At 55.8% G+C, this 18475-nt stretch carries 22 protein-coding genes; 10 read left to right on the forward strand and 12 right to left on the reverse strand.

All coding sequences use genetic code 11. The features are described 5' to 3' along the window. The first annotated feature begins 14 nt into the window (after window positions 1–14). Window positions 15–992 (forward strand): GMP reductase, encoded by a 978-nt coding sequence (locus tag QMG15_RS09020; protein ID WP_281788329.1) that lies wholly within the window; start codon window positions 15–17, stop codon window positions 990–992. A 90-nt stretch (window positions 993–1082) separates the two neighbouring features. On the opposite strand, the gene QMG15_RS09025 is transcribed toward QMG15_RS09020, so the two are convergent. Together QMG15_RS09025 and QMG15_RS09030 are read right to left on the reverse strand one after the other, a co-directional pair. Next, entirely contained in the window at window positions 1083–1940 is an 858-nt protein-coding gene (locus tag QMG15_RS09025) for an alpha/beta hydrolase (protein ID WP_281788330.1), read from the reverse strand. Beyond that, window positions 1937–4042: a TonB-dependent receptor gene (locus QMG15_RS09030; RefSeq protein WP_281788331.1), complete on the reverse strand. Its 2106-nt coding sequence runs from the start codon at window positions 4040–4042 to the stop codon at window positions 1937–1939. The genes QMG15_RS09025 and QMG15_RS09030 overlap by 4 nt, the downstream gene beginning before the upstream one ends. Window positions 4043–4209: 167 nt before the next feature. Between QMG15_RS09030 and minC the strand changes: the two genes are divergently transcribed. The 3 genes from minC to minE are packed head-to-tail and all read left to right on the forward strand — an operon-like array spanning window position 4210 to window position 6067. After that, window positions 4210–4956 carry a septum site-determining protein MinC gene (gene minC, locus QMG15_RS09035; RefSeq protein WP_281788332.1) on the forward strand — a complete coding sequence of 249 codons (747 nt, stop codon included), beginning with the start codon at window positions 4210–4212 and terminating at the stop codon, window positions 4954–4956. Window positions 4957–4996: 40 nt separating this feature from the next. Then, on the forward strand, window positions 4997–5812 hold the full coding sequence (minD, locus tag QMG15_RS09040) for a septum site-determining protein MinD (protein WP_281788333.1): 816 nt from the start codon (window positions 4997–4999) through the stop codon (window positions 5810–5812). 3 nt (window positions 5813–5815) lie between these two features. Continuing rightward, window positions 5816–6067 carry a cell division topological specificity factor MinE gene (minE, locus tag QMG15_RS09045; RefSeq protein WP_108357891.1) on the forward strand — a complete coding sequence of 84 codons (252 nt, stop codon included), beginning with the start codon at window positions 5816–5818 and terminating at the stop codon, window positions 6065–6067. Between the two features lie 74 nt (window positions 6068–6141). On the opposite strand, the gene QMG15_RS09050 is transcribed toward minE, so the two are convergent. Next, window positions 6142–6312 carry a hypothetical protein gene (locus QMG15_RS09050; RefSeq protein WP_170108465.1) on the reverse strand — a complete coding sequence of 57 codons (171 nt, stop codon included), beginning with the start codon at window positions 6310–6312 and terminating at the stop codon, window positions 6142–6144. Between the two features lie 98 nt (window positions 6313–6410). On the opposite strand from QMG15_RS09050, the gene QMG15_RS09055 reads away from it, so the two are divergent. The 3 genes from QMG15_RS09055 to QMG15_RS09065 all read left to right on the forward strand — a co-directional run bounded on the left by QMG15_RS09055 (window position 6411) and on the right by QMG15_RS09065 (window position 7986). Beyond that, the gene (locus QMG15_RS09055; RefSeq protein WP_281788334.1) at window positions 6411–7010 is read left to right on the forward strand and encodes a hypothetical protein; all 600 of its coding nucleotides are present in this window, start codon (window positions 6411–6413) and stop codon (window positions 7008–7010) included. A 13-nt stretch (window positions 7011–7023) separates the two neighbouring features. After that, complete coding sequence (locus QMG15_RS09060; protein WP_281788335.1) at window positions 7024–7239, forward strand: SlyX family protein; 216 nt, start codon at window positions 7024–7026, stop codon at window positions 7237–7239. Window positions 7240–7386: 147 nt separating this feature from the next. Further along, window positions 7387–7986 (forward strand): 2-hydroxychromene-2-carboxylate isomerase, encoded by a 600-nt coding sequence (locus tag QMG15_RS09065; protein ID WP_281788336.1) that lies wholly within the window; start codon window positions 7387–7389, stop codon window positions 7984–7986. A gap of 100 nt (window positions 7987–8086) precedes the next feature. On the opposite strand, the gene QMG15_RS09070 is transcribed toward QMG15_RS09065, so the two are convergent. Further along, complete coding sequence (locus QMG15_RS09070) at window positions 8087–10027, reverse strand: DEAD/DEAH box helicase (RefSeq protein WP_281788337.1); 1941 nt, start codon at window positions 10025–10027, stop codon at window positions 8087–8089. Window positions 10028–10243: 216 nt separating this feature from the next. Then, window positions 10244–10834, reverse strand: a complete 591-nt coding sequence (gene orn / locus QMG15_RS09075; RefSeq protein ID WP_108357896.1) for an oligoribonuclease — start codon at window positions 10832–10834, stop codon at window positions 10244–10246. A 71-nt stretch (window positions 10835–10905) separates the two neighbouring features. Here orn and QMG15_RS09080 point away from each other — a divergent pair, with 71 nt between their 5' ends. Together QMG15_RS09080 and rsgA are read left to right on the forward strand one after the other, a co-directional pair. Beyond that, window positions 10906–12162, forward strand: coding sequence for a M48 family metallopeptidase (locus QMG15_RS09080; RefSeq protein WP_281790110.1), 1257 nt, complete (start codon window positions 10906–10908; stop codon window positions 12160–12162). Further along, window positions 12159–13046, forward strand: a complete 888-nt coding sequence (gene rsgA, locus QMG15_RS09085; protein WP_281788338.1) for a ribosome small subunit-dependent GTPase A — start codon at window positions 12159–12161, stop codon at window positions 13044–13046. The genes QMG15_RS09080 and rsgA overlap by 4 nt, the downstream gene beginning before the upstream one ends. Window positions 13047–13071: 25 nt before the next feature. On the opposite strand, the gene QMG15_RS09090 is transcribed toward rsgA, so the two are convergent. The 6 genes from QMG15_RS09090 to rpsP all read right to left on the reverse strand — a co-directional run bounded on the left by QMG15_RS09090 (window position 13072) and on the right by rpsP (window position 16908). Further along, on the reverse strand, window positions 13072–14028 hold the full coding sequence (locus QMG15_RS09090) for a CobD/CbiB family protein (RefSeq protein WP_108357898.1): 957 nt from the start codon (window positions 14026–14028) through the stop codon (window positions 13072–13074). A gap of 39 nt (window positions 14029–14067) precedes the next feature. Beyond that, the gene (locus QMG15_RS09095) at window positions 14068–14742 is read right to left on the reverse strand and encodes a CoA pyrophosphatase (protein WP_281788339.1); all 675 of its coding nucleotides are present in this window, start codon (window positions 14740–14742) and stop codon (window positions 14068–14070) included. Between the two features lie 57 nt (window positions 14743–14799). Continuing rightward, window positions 14800–15195 (reverse strand): 50S ribosomal protein L19, encoded by a 396-nt coding sequence (gene rplS, locus QMG15_RS09100; RefSeq protein WP_108282983.1) that lies wholly within the window; start codon window positions 15193–15195, stop codon window positions 14800–14802. A 91-nt stretch (window positions 15196–15286) separates the two neighbouring features. After that, the gene (gene trmD, locus QMG15_RS09105) at window positions 15287–16048 is read right to left on the reverse strand and encodes a tRNA (guanosine(37)-N1)-methyltransferase TrmD (RefSeq protein ID WP_281788340.1); all 762 of its coding nucleotides are present in this window, start codon (window positions 16046–16048) and stop codon (window positions 15287–15289) included. Window positions 16049–16071: 23 nt separating this feature from the next. Then, the gene (gene rimM, locus QMG15_RS09110; RefSeq protein WP_281788341.1) at window positions 16072–16635 is read right to left on the reverse strand and encodes a ribosome maturation factor RimM; all 564 of its coding nucleotides are present in this window, start codon (window positions 16633–16635) and stop codon (window positions 16072–16074) included. An 18-nt stretch (window positions 16636–16653) separates the two neighbouring features. Beyond that, on the reverse strand, window positions 16654–16908 hold the full coding sequence (gene rpsP, locus QMG15_RS09115) for a 30S ribosomal protein S16 (RefSeq protein WP_108358439.1): 255 nt from the start codon (window positions 16906–16908) through the stop codon (window positions 16654–16656). Window positions 16909–17016: 108 nt separating this feature from the next. On the opposite strand from rpsP, the gene QMG15_RS09120 reads away from it, so the two are divergent. Then, on the forward strand, window positions 17017–17463 hold the full coding sequence (locus QMG15_RS09120; RefSeq protein WP_281788342.1) for a hypothetical protein: 447 nt from the start codon (window positions 17017–17019) through the stop codon (window positions 17461–17463). On the opposite strand, the gene QMG15_RS09125 is transcribed toward QMG15_RS09120, so the two are convergent. Beyond that, on the reverse strand, window positions 17464–18474 hold the full coding sequence (locus tag QMG15_RS09125) for an inorganic phosphate transporter (protein WP_281788343.1): 1011 nt from the start codon (window positions 18472–18474) through the stop codon (window positions 17464–17466). Window position 18475: the final 1 nt, after the last annotated feature.

Below are 18475 nucleotides of genomic sequence, written 5' to 3' on the forward strand. Positions count from 1 at the left end.
TGGAGCTTGGGAATATGGAAATTTTTGATTACGACAACATCTTGTTGCTGCCACGCAAGTGCCGCGTGGAAAGCCGCTCTGAATGCGATGCAGGTGTTGAACTCGGTGGCCGCAAGTTTCGCTTGCCAGTTGTCCCCGCCAACATGAAAACCGTGGTGGATGAAACCATCTGCTTGTGGATGGCGCAAAACAACTACTTCTACGTGATGCACCGCTTCGATTTGGACAATGTCCAATTCGTGAAAGACATGCACGCCAAGGGTGTGTACGCGTCGATCTCTTTGGGCGTGAAAGCCCCAGACCGCGCCACCGTAGACACTTTGGCTGCGGCTGGTTTAACGCCTGAATACATCACCATCGACATTGCCCACGGCCACGCCGACAGCGTGCGCGACATGATTGGCTACATCAAGGCCAAGTTGCCAAACAGCTTTGTGATCGCGGGCAACGTGGCCACGCCTGAAGCCGTGATCGACCTCGAAAACTGGGGTGCTGATGCGACCAAAGTGGGCGTGGGCCCTGGCAAGGTGTGTATCACCAAGCTCAAGACTGGTTTTGGCACAGGCGGCTGGCAGTTGTCAGCGCTCAAGTGGTGCGCCCGCGTGGCGACCAAGCCCATCATTGCCGACGGCGGCATTCGCAGCCACGGCGACATCGCCAAGAGCATCCGCTTTGGCGCGAGCATGGTGATGATTGGCTCACTGTTTGCTGGCCACGAAGAGTCGCCCGGCAAGACAGTGGAAGTCAACGGCGAGTTGTTCAAAGAGTATTACGGCTCAGCCTCTGACTTCAACAAAGGCGAATACAAGCACGTGGAAGGCAAGCGCATTTTGGAGCCTGTCAAAGGTAAGTTGGCCAACACGCTCATCGAGATGGAGCAAGACGTGCAAAGCTCGATCAGCTATGCCGGCGGCACCAAGCTGATGGACATACGCAAGGTGAACTACGTCATCTTGGGCGGCGACAACGCAGGCGAACATCTGTTGATGTAAACCTCACATTTCGGCCAATAAAAAAGTCTGTCTGCTTCATGCATGACAGGCTTTTTTTATTGCGGTTACGCAGCTTGGTGTTGACGCGTTTTACTTGTTCAACAACTCGAGCGCCAGCGTGTGCAAACGGTGGCCGGGTTGCGTCAACGCTTCAACGATGCTGAAGTGCTGCAAGCCGTCTAAAGCTTCGGCCACGGGCACACGATCTTTGCCCCACGACTGTTGAATCAAGAGGTTGTGCCGCAAGAACTCTTCGCTCTCAATGCCACCGACCACGCTGTAAAGAGTGGCTTGTTGGGGCGCAGGCATCCATGCGGGGCTGTTTCGTACCGCCTCTTGCTCGGTCAAACGCAAGCTGTCTTTGAGGTAGGGCGTCGCGCGCACCGACTCCAACTCGTACAAACCTGAAATCGACAAAGCTTTGATCACCAAGTGTGGCGGTAAATCAGCCGCATAGGCGGGCCAATCGCAAGCCAACAGCAGAGCGACCAACTGCCCTCCCGCAGAGTGCCCCATCAAGGTGATGCGGCTGGGGTCCCCCCCGAAGCGATGGATGTTGCGCCACACCCAAGCCACGCACTTGACCATTTGCAGGGCAATGTCAGACACCGTCACCGCGGGGCACAAGGCATAGTTGGGCACCACCACATGCGCACCTTGTGCGGTGAAAGTTGGCGCGATGAACGAATGGTCAGACTTGTCTAATGCACGCCAGAAGCCACCGTGAATGAACACCACCACGGGAGCTTTTTCATTGGCCGTATCGCTGGGAAAAATATCCAAGGTTTCATTCAAACCACGGCCATAGGCCACGTCTTGAAAGCAACGCTGCGTGGCACGTACCTGCGCCGACGCTTCGCGCCAATAGGTAAAGTGCGCTGCATGTTTAGGCACCAAGGCGCGGTTGTTGTACATGCGGTCATACCAAGCGCCGTCGCGTTGCGTCATAGTTTTTTCTCGAGAAGAATTTGCACATTGGTCCAGCTGCGGTTTTGGGTGCTGCTGTTTTCAACAACGCCAGCACTGCTGTACACACTGCCCGTGTTGTAGTTGCGTGGATTGAGGTTGCTCAAGGTCAAGCGCCATGCCGTGCTGCCATCGACACGCCACAAACCATACACATCCATCACGCGCTTTTGCGAAATTGTTGTCAACTGCTCCGCGCTTAAACGCGTGGTGTAGCCGGGGTTGTAATTGAGGTTACCGCCAACAGTCAGTGGCACGGCTTTGAGTCGGTAGTCAGCGCCTAGGTTAGCCGTCATGTCGGGTTGCTGGTCAAGCCGGTTATTGGGGCCATCAATGCTCAGTACACGTGAACGGTAAAAACTCACATTGCTGCGCAGGTCCACATGTGGGGCATCTGCGACCCATTGGTCCATGCGAAACTTGGCTTCTAACTCGACGCCTTCGGTGATGGCTTCGCTGATGTTTTGTGGGCTGGACAACCAGCGCGACATGCCTGGCACACCGGGCACGGGGCCATACGTGGTGACGTTGCGAATCAAGTTCTGCACACGGCGATGAAATGCACTTGCACTCAACACCCCACCTTGCGGTAAGTAGCGCTCAACAGCAACGTCCAAACCTGTGGCGATTTCTGGCTTGAGATCGGGATTACCCGAGACGTCAGGGTTGGTGGCGCTGTTGTCATCGCGCGTGTAGGTCCGACGCGCCAACAAAGAGGGCATAGTGGGTGTTTTAAAGCTGCGGGTGAGGCTCATGCGGACTTGATCACGACTATCAGGGGCGGGGCGCCACATGGCGTGAAGCAAGGGCGTGAACACACCGTTGTGGTTGGTCACATCACCTGTTGCTGTGTTGCCCTGTGTGGTCAAACCTTCGTAGCGTGCACCCGCATGCGTCGCCCAATGTGGCGTGAGTTGCCACTCGTCTTGCGAATACATGGCATAACGCATAGAGCTAGCTTTGTAATCTGCACTGCCTGGAATGGTTTGATAGGCTCCCACTACTTCCTGCGTACGGCGCACCGACTCCATCTCTGCACCACTCACCCACTGATGGCCACCGCCCATCACATTCGTGTACTTACCGCTCAAGTTGGCCGATCGGTCTTGCACATGCGAATTTTCGGTCGCACTTGGCAATAACAAAAGGTTGCCAGAGGTTTGTTGAAATTCGTTGTGGCTATTCCATCCGCCCACATTGAACTTCCACTCCATATTGCTATCTGCTGAAAGCTTGCGGCGCCATTGCCCATTGAGACGCGCAACAGCAAAGTGGTTGTCGTTGCCCGTACTCGCTGTGGTGCTGCCGTTGGTTAGCGGCAAGTAGCCTGTTGAAGTTTGGTTCGCGTAAATGCTGCCAGCTGTGCTGCCTTGCGACAGTGCGACAAATGGCATCAGGGTAAAGGTCTCGCCCGGATCGCCTTTGAGCTGCAACCGCGCGGTGGCATTCAACCCCTCACGCGCGTAATGGCTGTCGCTGATACGTGAACGGTTCGTATAGCGATGCTGCGTTGTATTGCCACCCGCAACTGGAATCTCATCACGCGTCAACTCGTTTTCACTGTGGTCCGGCGCCGCATAGCGATTGACCGACAGTGTGTAATTTGCTGTCCACTGTTCCGCGTCGTGGTACTTCACCAACGAGGCGGTGGGCGATGCATAACCGCCTTGAAACGAAGAGCCCACTTTCAACTCGGTGGGCATGCCTTTGCGGCCTTCACGCGTGATGATGTTGATGGTGCCTGCAATCGCTTGCGCACCTGTTTCGGCCGTGGGGGCGCGGTAAATTTCGATGCGCTCAATCATCTCTGGCGTGAGTGACTCCACCGAGAAACCTGGCGGCACACGCTGGCCATCGAGCAAGATTTGTGTGTAACCCTGACTCAAGCCACGCATGCGAATGCCGCCGCCCCGTCCAGGAGCGCCCCCCAAGGTGATGCCAGGCATGCGCTTCAAAATTTCGCCCAGATTGGCGTCGCCTTGACGTTCGATTTCTTCCCGACCAATCACGATTTTGCTAGCGGTTGACTCACGGCGCTGTTGCGTGTCGTTGTCACGGCCACTGGTGACTTCAATGCGCCCCATATCTGTTGCTGGTGCCGCTGCTTGTTGAGCCCAAACAGCCGTAGCGCTTAGCGCAAAAGGCACGAAAAGCACGCGATAAAAGGTCGATGAATGCATATCAAAAAGTTTACCGAGGTATCAATACCCTTGCCGTGTAAAGTTCAGGTTTTATTTTTCCTGCAAGTTCCATGAGCCAAGCTGCTGCGCCACACGCCTACGAAATCAAAAGTGCCTCCTTGCCCTTGGTGTCTTTTCTCCTCAAAACCTCTGACACATCAGCCTTGCAAGCCGATATGGCCCGTCGCTTGGGCGCCACCCCCGGCTTCTTCGACAACGACCCGGTCGTCATCGACTTGAGCGTGCTGGAAGACCCCAACAACCAGCTTGATCTCCCTTCGGTTTGCCTGATGCTGCGCACGCACCAAATGTTGCCAGTGGCCGTGCGCGGCGCAAATGAACACCAATTAGCTAATGCACGCAAAGCGGGCTTGTTTGAAGCGAGCGACTTGAGCATTCAAGCCCCTGCGGCCCCTCGCGTTGAAACCGTGGTGCAAGAAGTGATTCGCGAGGTGGAAGTGGTGCGCGAAGTGCAAACCGGCAGCGGCGCGGCCATGGTCATCGACAAGCCCCTGCGCTCAGGCCAACACGTGTATGCCAAAGGCCGCGATCTGATTGTGCTGGCCATGGTCAACCCAGGTGCGGAAATCATGGCCGATGGCCACATTCACGTCTACGCACCGCTGCGTGGCAAAGCCATTGCAGGCGCACGCGGCGACGAACAAGCACGCATCTTCACATCGTGCCTTGAGGCCGAGTTGATCTCGATTGCTGGCACCTACCGCACCAGCGGGGATGCACCGCTGCCTGCGGATGTGGCTGGCAAAGCCGCGCAAATCAGCCTTCAGGGCGATAAGTTGGTGATGCAAGCGCTGTAAAATTGCGAATTAATTTTTAGAACAACCTAAGGCTTTCTTCATGACAAAAATCGTGGTGGTGACTTCTGGCAAGGGCGGCGTGGGCAAGACCACAACCAGCGCCAGTTTTTCCTCTGGCCTCGCGTTGCGCGGCTTCAAAACGGTGGTCATCGACTTTGACGTCGGCTTGCGTAACCTCGACCTCATCATGGGTTGCGAGCGTCGCGTGGTGTATGACTTCATCAACGTCATCAACGGTGAAGCCACGCTGAACCAAGCGCTGATCAAAGACAAACAGTGCGACAACTTGTTTGTGTTGGCCGCCTCACAAACGCGCGACAAAGACGCCCTGTCACAAGAGGGTGTGGAGCGCGTGTTGAACGAACTCAAAGACATGAAGTTCGACTACATCGTGTGCGACTCCCCTGCCGGCATCGAAGTAGGCGCCATGATGGCCATGCACTTCGCAGACGAAGCGTTGGTGGTCACTAACCCCGAAGTGTCTTCGGTACGTGACTCAGACCGCATCTTGGGCATGCTCAGCAGCAAAACCAAACGTGCGATTGATGGCGACACCCCCATCAAAGAACACTTGCTCATCACACGCTACAACCCAAGCCGCGTGGAAGAAGGTCACATGCTGTCGCTCGAAGACATCCAAGACATCTTGCGCATTCCGTTGATCGGCGTGATTCCTGAATCAGAAACCGTGTTGACCGCATCGAACCAAGGCTTGCCAGCGGTTCACTTGGAAAACACCGATGTGTCTGAAGCCTACAAAGACGTGATCAGCCGCTTCTTGGGCGAAGACGTGCCCATGCGCTTCACTGAGCATGTCAAGCCTGGTTTGTTCAAACGAATTTTTGGCGGGAAGTAAGCCATGTCGTTGCTCTCTCTCTTACTCGGTGAGAAGAAAAAAACAGCGAACGTTGCCAAAGAGCGTTTGCAGTTCATCCTCACCCACGAACGCACGGGTCGCAACCCACAGCCCGACTACCTGCCCGCTTTGCAGCGTGATTTGGTGGCCGTGCTCTCTAAATACGTGAAGATCAATCCTGATGACATCAAGGTCAATCTGGAGCGTCACGACAACCTCGAAGTGCTCGAAGTCAAAATCGAACTCCCCGAGTGAAGGTTTAAATACCCACCCAAATAAAAAGCGTCCCGAGGGACGCTTTTTATTTGGCTTTCACAAGCAAAAGGGGATTAACCGCCTTTGTTTGAACGCTTGCCAGGGTTCTTTTTGCTACGTGTCGCAACACCGCGCTCAAGACTCACACGTTGACCACGACCACCGGTGCGCAGCATGGTGCCTGGCAGGGGGATTGGTTTTGGTGCGCGTTGGCGATCGGCTTCGGTGACGATTTTGTTTCCCATGAAATTTTCCAGATAAAAAGTTACAGCCCCTAATTAGGCCACAGGTTCGGCGTATTTTCGCATGTAACCGCTCATAATCCTCGCAAAGAAGGTGATTTATGAACCCAAAAATCAGCGAACTGTTGGCTCGCATCCAACAAATGGAGCTAGAAATCGAGCAGGAAATGAAGCGCAAGCGCGCTGAGTTGCAAGCCGACTTTGAGGAAACCCGCGTCAAGTTTGAACACGAAGTGCTGGAACAACAACGCCGCTTCAAAACAGGCCTGCTGAAATACATGCTGTCCACCGATTTGCGAACCGCACTGACAGCGCCCATCATTTATGCCGTGTTCTTCCCCATGGTGTTACTGGATATTTCAGTCACGGTGTACCAACACGTTTGTTTCCGCGCCTACGGCATTCCGCGCGTCAAGCGCAGCGACTACTTTGTGTTTGACCGCGCGCATTTGGCCTACCTGAACCTGATTGAAAAAATCAACTGCGCCTATTGCTCGTATGGCAACGGTCTGATGGCCTACGCACGTGAAATCGTGGCACGCACCGAGCAATACTGGTGCCCCATCAAACATGCTCGCAAAGTCATGGCCGCCCACCCCTACTACACAGGCTTTGTAGACTTTGGTGATGCCGAAAGCTACAAGCAAGAGCTAGAACGCCTACGCACTCAGTTGGTTGAGATTAATCAAACAAGCGAATAACACGCAAGCACACATGCCACACAATAACATTGACAAACGCCTGATGGACTTAGAAATCAAGGCCAGTTTCACCGAAGACTTGGTGGAGCAACTCAACCAAACCATCTTTCAGCAACAGCAACAAATTGAGGCCCTCATCCGCGAGGTCAGCCAACTGCGCCAGCAAACACCAGACGGTGGTTCGGGTGGTTTCAGCAGCTTGCGTGATGAGCTGCCGCCGCACTATTGAGTCAATGCAAGAAATTCTGCCAAGCGAACTGCGAGAGCTTGCTCTGGCCATGATGTACAGGCTAAGCGCTTATGCCGTCATCAACCTGATTGATGACGCAGCCATGCTATCGATCGTGTTCATCTAAATTTTCAACAGGAGACATCCATGTCAAAAACGGTCGATTACTACCTGGCCCCACAAAGCCCTTGGACTTATTTGGGTCATCAACGTTTGGTGCAAATCGCCAAAGCGACGGGTGCCTCCGTGCGTGTGATGCCGATGGACTTAGGCCAAGTATTCCCCATCTCCGGTGGTTTGCCTCTGGGCAAACGCGCCCCCCAACGACAAGCATATCGATTGGTGGAGTTGGCGCGTTTCAGCCAAGCACTCAAGCTGCCGCTGAACCTGCATCCCAAGTTTTTCCCTGTGGCGGGCGACCCTGCAGCGAAGCTCATCATCGCGGTAGACATGCACCATGGCACAGATGCGGCTTTGGCCATCACCAGCGCTGTGTTGTCTGCCGTGTGGCACGAAGAACGTGACATCGCAGATGCCGCAACTTTGGCTGCTTTGCTGAGCGAACACCAACTGGATGCCGCATGCTTGGCGTTGTCCAACACGCCCGAGGTGCAAGCCCGCTACGACAGCTACACGCAAAGCGCGATTGATGCCCAAGTGTTTGGCGCGCCAAGCTATGTGATTGACGGTGAATTGTTTTGGGGCCAAGACCGTCTGGACTTTGTGGCGCAAAAGCTCAAGTCGTAAAAGCACGACCTCCTCCACCGACGCCCACAAAAAATTCAGCCACCGGCTTTGCACACAAGGTGCAAGGCGCGGTGGCTGAATGCGTTTTAGCGGAGGCTAATTAACGCGGTGTGCGTGGCTTAGGTGCGCGTTTTTTGGCGTCAAAACCGCCACCAAACGACTTGCCAGCAGCTGGACGAGCTGGCTTGTCGAACGGTGTACGACCTGCTTCAAACGGGGCACGTGGGCCACGTGCTGGGGCACGGTCATCAAAGCTGCGAGGTGCGCGGTCTTCAAAGCTACGTGGGGCACCGAAGTTGCCACGTGGTGCGCCTTGGCCTTCGCCAAAGTTACCGCGAGGCGCGCCTTGACGTGGCTCGAACGAGTTACCACGACGGTCATCAAAACGGTTGTTGTCTTGACGGCCTTCGAAACGGTTTTCAGAGCGGCCTTCGAAACGACCTTCTGCACGTGGCTCGAAGCGGCCTTGGCCGTTGCCTTCAAAGCGTCCACCGCCGCCACCGAACTTGTTGCCGCCGCCGAAGCCGCCACGACCACCGCCGCCGCCAAACTTGCCGCCGCCTTTGCGGTCGTAGTCACGGCCAGCACCGCCGCGTTGTTCAACGCGTTGCGTGGGTTCCATGCCTGGAATCACTTCAGCCGTGAACTGTTGGCGTGTGTAGGCTTCGATGTCATAAATTTTGCGCTTGTCGCGGAACTCAGCCAAAGTGATCGCCAAGCCATCACGGCCAGCACGACCGGTACGGCCAATGCGGTGGGTGTAATCCTCAGACTTCATAGGCAAGCCAAAGTTGAACACGTGCGTGATGGTAGGCACGTCAATGCCGCGCGCAGCCACGTCGGTGGCCACCAAGAACTGCACTTGACCTTGGCGCAAAGCCATCAATCGGCGGTTACGCAAGCCTTGGCTCAACGCACCGTGCAATGCCACAGCGGAGAAGCCTTCTTGTTGCAAGTCATTGGCCAAGCCGTCGCACTCGATTTGGGTGCTAGCAAAAATGATGGCTTGGTTGATGGTGGTATCGCGCAAGAGGTGATCCAACAAACGGCGCTTGTGTTGCGCGTTGTCCGCCCAATGCAGCACTTGGCGAATGTTGTTGTGCTTTTCTTGAGGTGAGTCAATTTGCACGCGTTGGGGTTGACGCATGACGCGTGTGGCCAACTGTTGAATGCGCGGCGCAAATGTGGCGCTGAACATCATGGTTTGCTTGCGGTCGATGGTGAGTTGGTTGATTTCAGCCAAGTCATCCGAGAAACCGAGGTCCAACATGCGGTCGGCTTCGTCCACCACCAAGAATTGGACTTTGTCCAACTTGATTTGCATGGAGCGTTGCAGGTCGAGCAAACGGCCAGGTGTGGCCACGACCAAGTCAGCGTTTTGCAACTTGGCAATTTGCAACTGGTAAGGCATGCCGCCCACCACGTTGGCCACGCGCAAACCGCGGCAATGCTTGACCAAGTCGATGGCGTCATGTGCCACCTGTTGTGCCAATTCGCGGGTTGGGCAAACGATCAAGGCGCCAGGGGTTGGGGCTTTGAAGTTGCGTGTGTTGGTTGGGTCTTTGCGCTTGGCGCGCTTAGGTGGCTCTTCGCCATTGGCCGCAGCATCAGCCACGAGCTTGTCCCACGCCGCTTTGTCAGCGGCTTCGGCTTGGGCTTGTTGTTGAATCAAGGTGTGCAACACGGGCAACAAGAAGGCGGCTGTTTTGCCGCTACCTGTTTGGCTAGACACCATCAAGTCGATGAAGCCGGCCTTGGCATCGGCGTTGTCATTTGGCAAAGCCAAAGGAATGGTCTTCAGTTGAACCGTGGTGGGCTGTGTGTAGCCGAGGTCGGCCACGGCTTGCACCAGTTCAGGGGCCAAGCCCAGTTCAACGAAGCCATTAGGAACATCCACTGGCACGTCGACTTGAGGTGCATCAGCTTCAGCGTGAGCGACTTCGGGTGTGTGAACGCCCTCAGTAGAAACAGCTTCTTGAGCGGGAATAGAAATAGTTTCGGCAGGCGTAAATTCGCCTGTCACATTTAAAGTGTCAGTCATGATTTTTTCTCGCACGTGAGCGCCGCAAGTTGTGCGGCTGCTCCGTTCTAGGTTAAAAAACATCAACCATCAAACGGAACCTGCTCTGACCCGCTAGGGGTTATTCAGTGCTTGGGGCCCATTTAGCGAGCCCGGTGAATGAAGGGAGATGTACAAATTCGCTACGGCTTTGTAGCGAAGACCGCAATTATGGCACGGATTCGGGTTTTTACCTAATCACAGTTTCAGAAAGTGTTCACGGTAGTGAATCATCTCGTCGATGGATTCATGCACATCGGCCAGCGCCGTGTGTTTCTGGGCCTTTTTAAAGGCATTCAAGACCTCAGGCTTCCAGCGGCGTGACAGCTCCTTGAGCGTGCTCACATCCACGTTGCGGTAGTGGAACCACGCTTCGAGCTTGGGCATGTATTTGTTCAAGAAGCGGCGGTCTTGACCAATGGTGTTGCCACACATGGGCGAGGCCCCCTTAGACACGTAGTGCTTCATGAAGGCAATGAGTTGCTCTTGCGCTTGTTCCTCGGTCACGGTGGAGGCTTTGACTTTGTCAATCAAACCGCTCTTGCCGTGGGTGCCCTTGTTCCATGCGTCCATCTTGCCCAGCAACTCATCGCTTTGGTGAATCACAAACACTGGGCCTTCAATGCGCACCGACAAATCGGGGTTGGTCACGATGACCGCAATCTCTAGCAAGCGCTCGCGCTCGGGGTCAAGGCCCGACATTTCGCAATCAAGCCAAACCAAGTTCAAGTCTGACTTGGCGAGTTTGGGGACGATGGGGGTAACAGGAGTGGTAGCAACTTCAGACATGAGGCAGATTGTCGCCCATCACGCCAAAGGCAATTTCAGTTACGCCGCTTCATCTAAACTCCTGCACCATGATGAACCCCTCTCTCGCGATGACCTTGACGCTGGCGGCCCTGCTGGTGGCCAACCTGCTCACCAAACTCTGGCTCAGCGGCCGTCAAGTGCGTCACGTGGCGCAACACCGCGCGCAAGTGCCTGCAGCATTTGCACACACCATCAGCTTAGACGCACATCAAAAAGCGGCGGACTACACACTGGCCAAAGCACGCGTGGGGGTGATGGACTTGGGGCTAGACGCCATCACCTTGATGGCTTGGACATTGCTCGGCGGCTTAGACCTGCTCAACCAAGTCACGCTAGATTGGATGGGTGAAGGCATGGGCCAACAAGTGGCTTTAGTGGTGAGCTTCACCTTGATTGGTGGCTTGATTGGCCTGCCCTTGTCGCTGTACCAAACCTTCGGCATTGAGCAGCGCTTTGGTTTTAACCACACCACGCCAAAGCTGTGGGTGAGCGACATGCTCAAAGGCTTGTTGGTGGGCATGGTATTGGGCTTGCCCATTCTTTGGTTGGTGTTGTGGCTCATGCAGGCGGGCGGCGCGCTGTGGTGGCTCTACACCTGGGCCGCCTTGGTGGTGTACCAACTGTTTGTGATGTGGATTGCACCCAACGTCATCATGCCTTTGTTCAACAAATTCACGCCACTGGAAGACGCCACGCTCAAAGAGCGTGTCACCGCGTTGATGAAACGCTCAGGCTTCACCGCCAAAGGTTTTTTTGTGATGGATGGCAGCCGCCGCTCAGCCCATTCGAATGCGTTTTTCACAGGCTTTGGTGCAGCCAAGCGCGTGGTGTTTTTCGACACGTTGCTGGCCAAATTGAATGGCGATGAAATGGAAGCCGTGCTCGCCCACGAATTGGGCCACTTCAAACACCGCCACATTTTGAAAATGATGGCCACCAGCTTTGCCACCAGCCTAGCGGGCCTCGCTTTGCTGGGCTGGGTATCGCAGCAAGTTTGGTTTTACACAGGCTTGGGTGTAATGCCTAACTTGAATGGCAACAACAGCGCATTAGCCTTGTTGCTGTTCATGCTGGTACTGCCTTTGTTCACTTTCTTTGTGTCGCCCTTATCGGCACACCGTTCGCGCAAATTTGAGTTTGAAGCTGATGCGTATGCAGTGGCCAACAGCGATGGCAAATCGCTCGCCAGCGCCCTGCTCAAGCTCTACCAAGACAACGCGTCGACCCTCACGCCAGACCCTTGGTATGTGGCGTTTTACTACTCGCACCCCCCCGCCTCACAGCGCTTGGCGCGCATGGCCGCATGAAGCAAAGCGGCTTAGTGGTGGCCAGCCACGGACGACACTGCGTGGTGGAAACACCCGATGGCGAGCGCCGCATTTGCCACCCGCGTGGCAAGAAGAGCCAAGTGGTGGTGGGCGACCGCGTGCAATGGTTGGCCAGCACCGACGAAGGCACCATAGAGAAAGTGGAGCCACGCCACAACTTGTTTTACCGACAAGACGAGATTCGCACCAAGTCGTTTGCAGCCAATTTGGACCAAGTGCTCATCTTGCTCGCGGCGGAGCCGGAGTTTTCTGAAATGCAACTCACGCGCGCTTTGATCGCCGCTGAGGCAGAGCACATCACGCCCCTCATCGTGCTCAACAAGCGCGATTTAACCGAGCTGCATGCGCGCGCCTTTGCCCGCTTAGAACCTTACGTGAAGATGGGTTACACCGTGCTTCAAGGTGCGTTTAAAACAGGTGACTTGGGTGACCTGCCGGAGCGTTTGAAAGACAAAACCACCTTGGTGCTTGGCCCCTCAGGCACAGGCAAAAGCACGCTCATCAACGCCTTGGTTCCCAACGCCAATGTTGCTACCGCTGAAATTTCGCAAGCCCTCAACTCAGGCAAACACACCACCACATCGACCACGTGGCATTGGGTGGATGCGGAGCGCAAAACAGGGTTGATTGACTCACCTGGCTTTCAAGAATTTGGCGTGCATCACATCGATGCCATGCAGCTGGCGGCCTACATGCCCGACTTCAAACCGCATGTGGCGAACTGCAAGTTTTACAACTGCACGCATTTGCACGAACCTTCGTGCGGTGTGCAAGACGCGGTGGCGTCAGGGGCCATCAGCCCTTCGCGCTACAAGCTGTACGGCATGTTGTTTGCCGAGCTCACACAGCCTGTGAACTACTGAAACCCGCCTTGGGTTAGCCCAAACCTCAACCCAACAATCGGGCCAAGGTCAGCAAGGCCAACAACACCATCCACAGCACCACGCTGCGCCAAACCAAGCCCACCACGCTGGGCAGATGCGCCATCTCTGGCGCACGGCCTGGAGTGCTTTCGCTGTCTTGGGTCTCGTCGCTGTCGTCTGCACGCAAAGCTTCACCGCCCAATCGCACATTCAACGCACCAGCGGTGGCAGCCAGCACCACGCCGTCGTTGTCATCCGGGAAACGTTGGGCATGGTTGCGCCAACAATCGATGGCTTCTTCAAAGTTACCGACCACCGCAAATGCCACCGCGGTCAAGCGCGCAGGCAACCAATCCACACGGCGCCATGCACTGCGCGCGGCAGCTTGCAAGGTGTCACTCACCCAGCCTTTGGACGGCTTAGGCGATGCCAACCAAACACGTGACACCATCTCGCTCATGCGGTAAACCACCGCACCGGCGGGGCCAAAACCCAAAGCAGCCAACACAGAGAACCAGCTCAACACGCCAAAGACATGGTGATGCGCCGAGAGCACCGAGTGTTCAATCACATGGCGCAGCAATTCGCTGCGGGGCAAGCTCCCCACTTCGACGTGCTGCCATTCAGCCAACAATTCCCGCGCCAAACGCTCATCGCCCACATCCAAGGCATCACGGATGTCCGTGAAGTGGTGGCTGAACTGGCGAAAGCCCAAGGTGGCATAGAGCACCGCAATGCTCCAGATCATCGCCACAGGCCAACCAAACAGCGCAATCAATAGCCAATGCACCACCGTGGCGATGACAGCAGGCAGCCCGACCGCCAAGGACCACGTGGTCCATGCCAAACGGGGGTGTCCCGCATCCAGCGTCTGGCTGATCCAAGTCACCCACGCGCGCACGGTGCGATGCACCCAATTACCGGGCATCAAAGGGCGGGCTTGTTCAATCAACAGGGCAAGGAGCAGGGAAAGAAAACTCATATCGCGATGATAGCGGCCCGTGTACGTCGTTCTGCGGCATCAGGCACGCAGAAAACGGTAAAAATTACGCAACATCCCTGCCGTGGCACCCCAGACAAAACGCAGCTGCTCGCCGTCTTGGTAAGGCATAGACAGCCATTCACGCGTCACGCCCTCAAACTCGTGACGGTGCCAGCGGTGGTGGGCTGGGTTCATCAAAAAGGCCAAGGGCACTTCAAACGCATCGGCCACTTCGTGGGCGTTGAGTTGCAGCGCCATGTTGGGGGAAATCAGGGCTACCACAGGCGTCACATGAAAGGCCGAGCCGGTCACGTACTCGGGCAACACGCCCAGCACTTGGACATGACGCGCGTCCAGGCCAACTTCTTCATGCGCTTCACGCAAAGCGGTGGCGGCTGCATCTACGTCTGCCTCGTCACTTTTGCCGCCCGCAAAAGCAATTTGACCCGCGTGTGTGGACATGTGGGACGGGCGCTGGGTCAAGAGCACTGTGGGTTCATCTCGCATGACAAGGCCCAGCAAAACTGCAGCTTGGGCAGGCGCGCGGTCTAAAAACTTGCGCTCACGCACCAGCTCGGGCTGCCACAAAGGGGGATTCGCAAAACGCGCCTGCAACGCAGCTGGCGTGAGGTGCTGCGCAGGCACAGCCGCCAAGTGCGTGTCCACTTGGAACACGGGCACTTGCTGAGGATCAAAAATGAGAGGTTTAGACATAAGAAAAGCCACCGCAAGCTTTCACTTGGGGTGGCTTCTAAGCAAGGGGTGACCTGCTTATTGAGCGGCTGCTGCGGCTTTAGAAGCTGCGGCCGACTTGCTGACCAATTTTTCTTTGATACGAGCAGACTTACCGCTACGGTCGCGCAAGTAGTACAACTTGGCACGACGCACATCACCGCGACGCTTGACTTCAATGCTAGCGATCAATGGGCTGTATGTTTGGAACGTACGCTCCACGCCTTCGCCGCTAGAGATCTTACGCACTGTGAAGCCGCTGTTGAGGCCACGGTTACGCTTAGCAATCACCACACCTTCGTAGGCCTGCACACGCTTGCGTGTACCTTCAACCACGTTGACGCTCACAATGACTGTGTCGCCAGGTGCGAATTCGGGGATTGTTTTGCCGAGGCGAGCAATTTCTTCTGCCTCGAGAGTTTGGATCAGGTTCATGTTTTCCTCTAAAAGATCTTGATCGCGCTACACAAAAGGCTTCGGGACACAATGCCCAAAGCGGCCGACCAGAGGATCGAAAAGCCCACCATTATAGCGAGTTTTGAGCCTTCAAAATAGCCTCGTCTTGTGGTGTGAGCTTGGCGGCCGCGCGGGCAGCGTCAATCAGCTCAGGGCGTAGACGGGCGGTCAGCAGCAAACGCTGATCGCGGCGCCAACGCTCAATATTGACGTGGTGGCCTGACATCAGTTCAGCCGGTACGCCCTGCCCCTCCCATTGTTCGGGACGGGTGTAGTGCGGACAGTCAAGCAAGCCGTCCAAAGCAGGGTTGAAGCTGTCCAGCTGATGGCTGCCCTCGTCGTTCAGGACACCGGGCTGCAAACGTGCCACGGCATCAAGCAAGGTCATGGCCGCCAACTCACCACCCGACAGCACGAAGTCGCCCAGGCTGATTTGCAGGTCCACGTGTGCGTCGATGAAACGCTGGTCTATGCCCTCGTAACGGCCGCACAGCAGCACTGCGCCTTGGCTGTCAGACCAGCGCTGCACAGCCGCATGGCGCAAGGTTTCACCGATGGGCGAAAAAAATACCAACGGAGCCACATCGCGGCCTTGGCCACGGTCGGCACGGATGGCCGTTAAACAGGCCGTCAAGGGCTCAGCCATCATGACCATGCCGGGGCCGCCGCCAAAGGGGCGGTCGTCAACGCGGCGGTAGTTGCCTTCGGCGTAATCGCGCGGGTTCCACAAGCGCACATCCACAAGGCTCGCTTCATAGGCGCGGCGCGTGATGCCGATTTTTAAAAACGGCTCAAACAGCTCTGGAAACAGGGTGATGATGTCAAAGCGCACGGCTAGGCCTTGGGCTGATCACGTCAGTAATCGGGTTGCCAATCGGCAGTGATGCGGCGGCCTGCCAAATCGACGGTGTCGATGTAGGCCGACACAAAAGGAATCATGCGCTCTTTGGCTTTGCCCTCTTCCTCGTAAGCAAGCACCAACACGGTTTGTGGGCCGGTGTGCAGCAGCTCGCGCACAGCGCCTAAGGCGACACCCTCGCGGTTGACCACATCCAGGCCAATCAGGTCGACCCAGTAGTACTCGTCGTTTTCGGGGGTAGGAAAGCTGGCACGCGAGACAAAAATGCGCGCGCCTTTGAGCAGCTCTGCGGTATTGCGGTCTGGCACTTCAGCCGAAGTGGCCACCACAGAGTCGGAGTGTTCTTTGGCTTCTTTGATTTTCAGAAGCACGGTGCCAGAGAAGGTTTTGGCACCACGTTCAGCGGGTTGTAAAAACCAACGCTTGGAAGAAAAAAGCGCTTCCGGAGAAGCGCTATAGGGCAAGACCTTGAACCAGCCTTTGATGCCCCAAGCATCTGCAATGCGCCCGACTTCGATGGCGTCCGCAGGAAGTTCTGCGGACTCAAGGTCCAGCGTCATGGCAGTGCCTTTGTTCAATTAAGCAGCAGTTGTTTTAGCAGCTTGCTTGATCAAACGGATCACAGTGGGAGAGCATTGAGCGCCCACGCTGGTCCAATGAGTCAAACGGTCTTGCGCAACGCGCAAGGTTTCTGCTTGGCCTTTGGCGATTGGGTTGTAAAAACCAATGCGCTCGATGAAGCGGCCGTCGCGACGATCGCGCTTGTCGGCAACAACAATGTTAAAAAACGGACGGGCTTTAGAACCGCCGCGTGAAAGTCGGATGACGACCATGATGAATCCTTCGGGTGGAAATTTTTTTCAACGTTTGAGACACGCGCTAAGCCACCCGGCCTGCGACACGCTGAAAAGCCTGCCATTATAGCGCTCTACACTCAAGCCATGAAAAACAAAACCATCGCGGCCTGGTTGGCCTTCTTGGGCGGTCCTTTCGGACTTCACCGTTTTTACCTGTTTGGGCTCTGGGACACCTTGGGCTGGCTGCTGCCTATCCCTACTGCCCTGGGGTTCTACGGCATTGAGCGCGTGCAGGCCTACGGCTTGGACGACATGCTGAGCTGGTGGCTCATCCCGATTGCGGGCTTCACATTTGCGGCCTGCGCCTTGAACGCCATTGTTTATGGTTTGATGACACCCGAAGCTTGGAACGCCCGCTTCAACGGCCTCGAAAACAACGACGCACCGGCTGGTCAAACCAATTGGTTGACCATCGGTGCGGTGGCTCTTGCCTTGTTGATTGGCACCACGGTACTCATGTCGAGCATCGTGTTCAGCTTTCAGCGCTACTTCGAATACCAAATCGAAGAGGCGCGAAAGCTGTCTGAGTGATTAGAAAAGCTGCAGACTGATCCAGTAAGCCACGCCAGCCACAAAGGCGCTGGCAGGGATGGTCAAAATCCACGCCCACACAATGCCACCCGCCACGCCCCAGCGCACGGCACTGGCACGCTGCGTAGAGCCGACCCCGACGATAGCGCCGGTGATGGTGTGCGTCGTAGACACTGGAATACCCAAAGCCGTTGCCAAGAACAAGGTCATGGCACCGCCGGTTTCAGCACAAAAACCGCCCACGGGCTTGAGCTTGGTGATCTTTTGACCCATGGTTTTCACAATGCGCCAGCCACCAAACATGGTGCCCAAGCCAATCGCCATGTAGCAACTCACGATGGTCCAGCTGGGAGGTGATTTATCTTCAGCCGAAGCGTAGCCCGTGGCCAAAAGCAACATCCAAATGATGCCGATGGTTTTTTGTGCGTCGTTACCGCCATGACCCAAGCTGTAAGCGCCAGCAGAGACGAGCTGCAAACGACGGAACCACTTGTCCACACGTGAGGGACGGAAGCTTCGGAAAATCCAAGCCACAGCCACCATCATCAACGAGCCCAATGTGAAGCCCAGCAAAGGTGACACAAAGATAAAAGCCACCGTTTTCAAAATACCAGCAGCCACCAAGGCGCTGGTGCCCGCCTTGGCAATCACAGCGCCCGAAATGCCACCAATCAAGGCATGTGACGAGCTGCTGGGGATGCCGTAATACCAAGTGATGACGTTCCAAGTGATCGCGCCCAACAAGGCGCCAAACACCACGTGGGTGTCCACAATTCCAGGCTGAACAATGCCCTTACCCACGGTAGCGGCCACGCTCAGGTGGAAAATAAAAATTGCCACGAAGTTAAAAAAGGCCGCGAACAGCACCGCCTGAGCGGGCTTCAAGACACCGGTGGAAACCACCGTGGCAATGGAGTTCGCTGCATCGTGAAAGCCGTTCATGAAATCGAACATGAGGGCTAACACGACCAACAAGGCGACCACCCAAAAGGCGGTTTGTACGGTTTCCATA

It is taken from the genome of Limnohabitans sp. INBF002 (genome assembly GCF_027924905.1).
Classification (GTDB): Bacteria; Pseudomonadota; Gammaproteobacteria; order Burkholderiales; family Burkholderiaceae_C; genus Limnohabitans.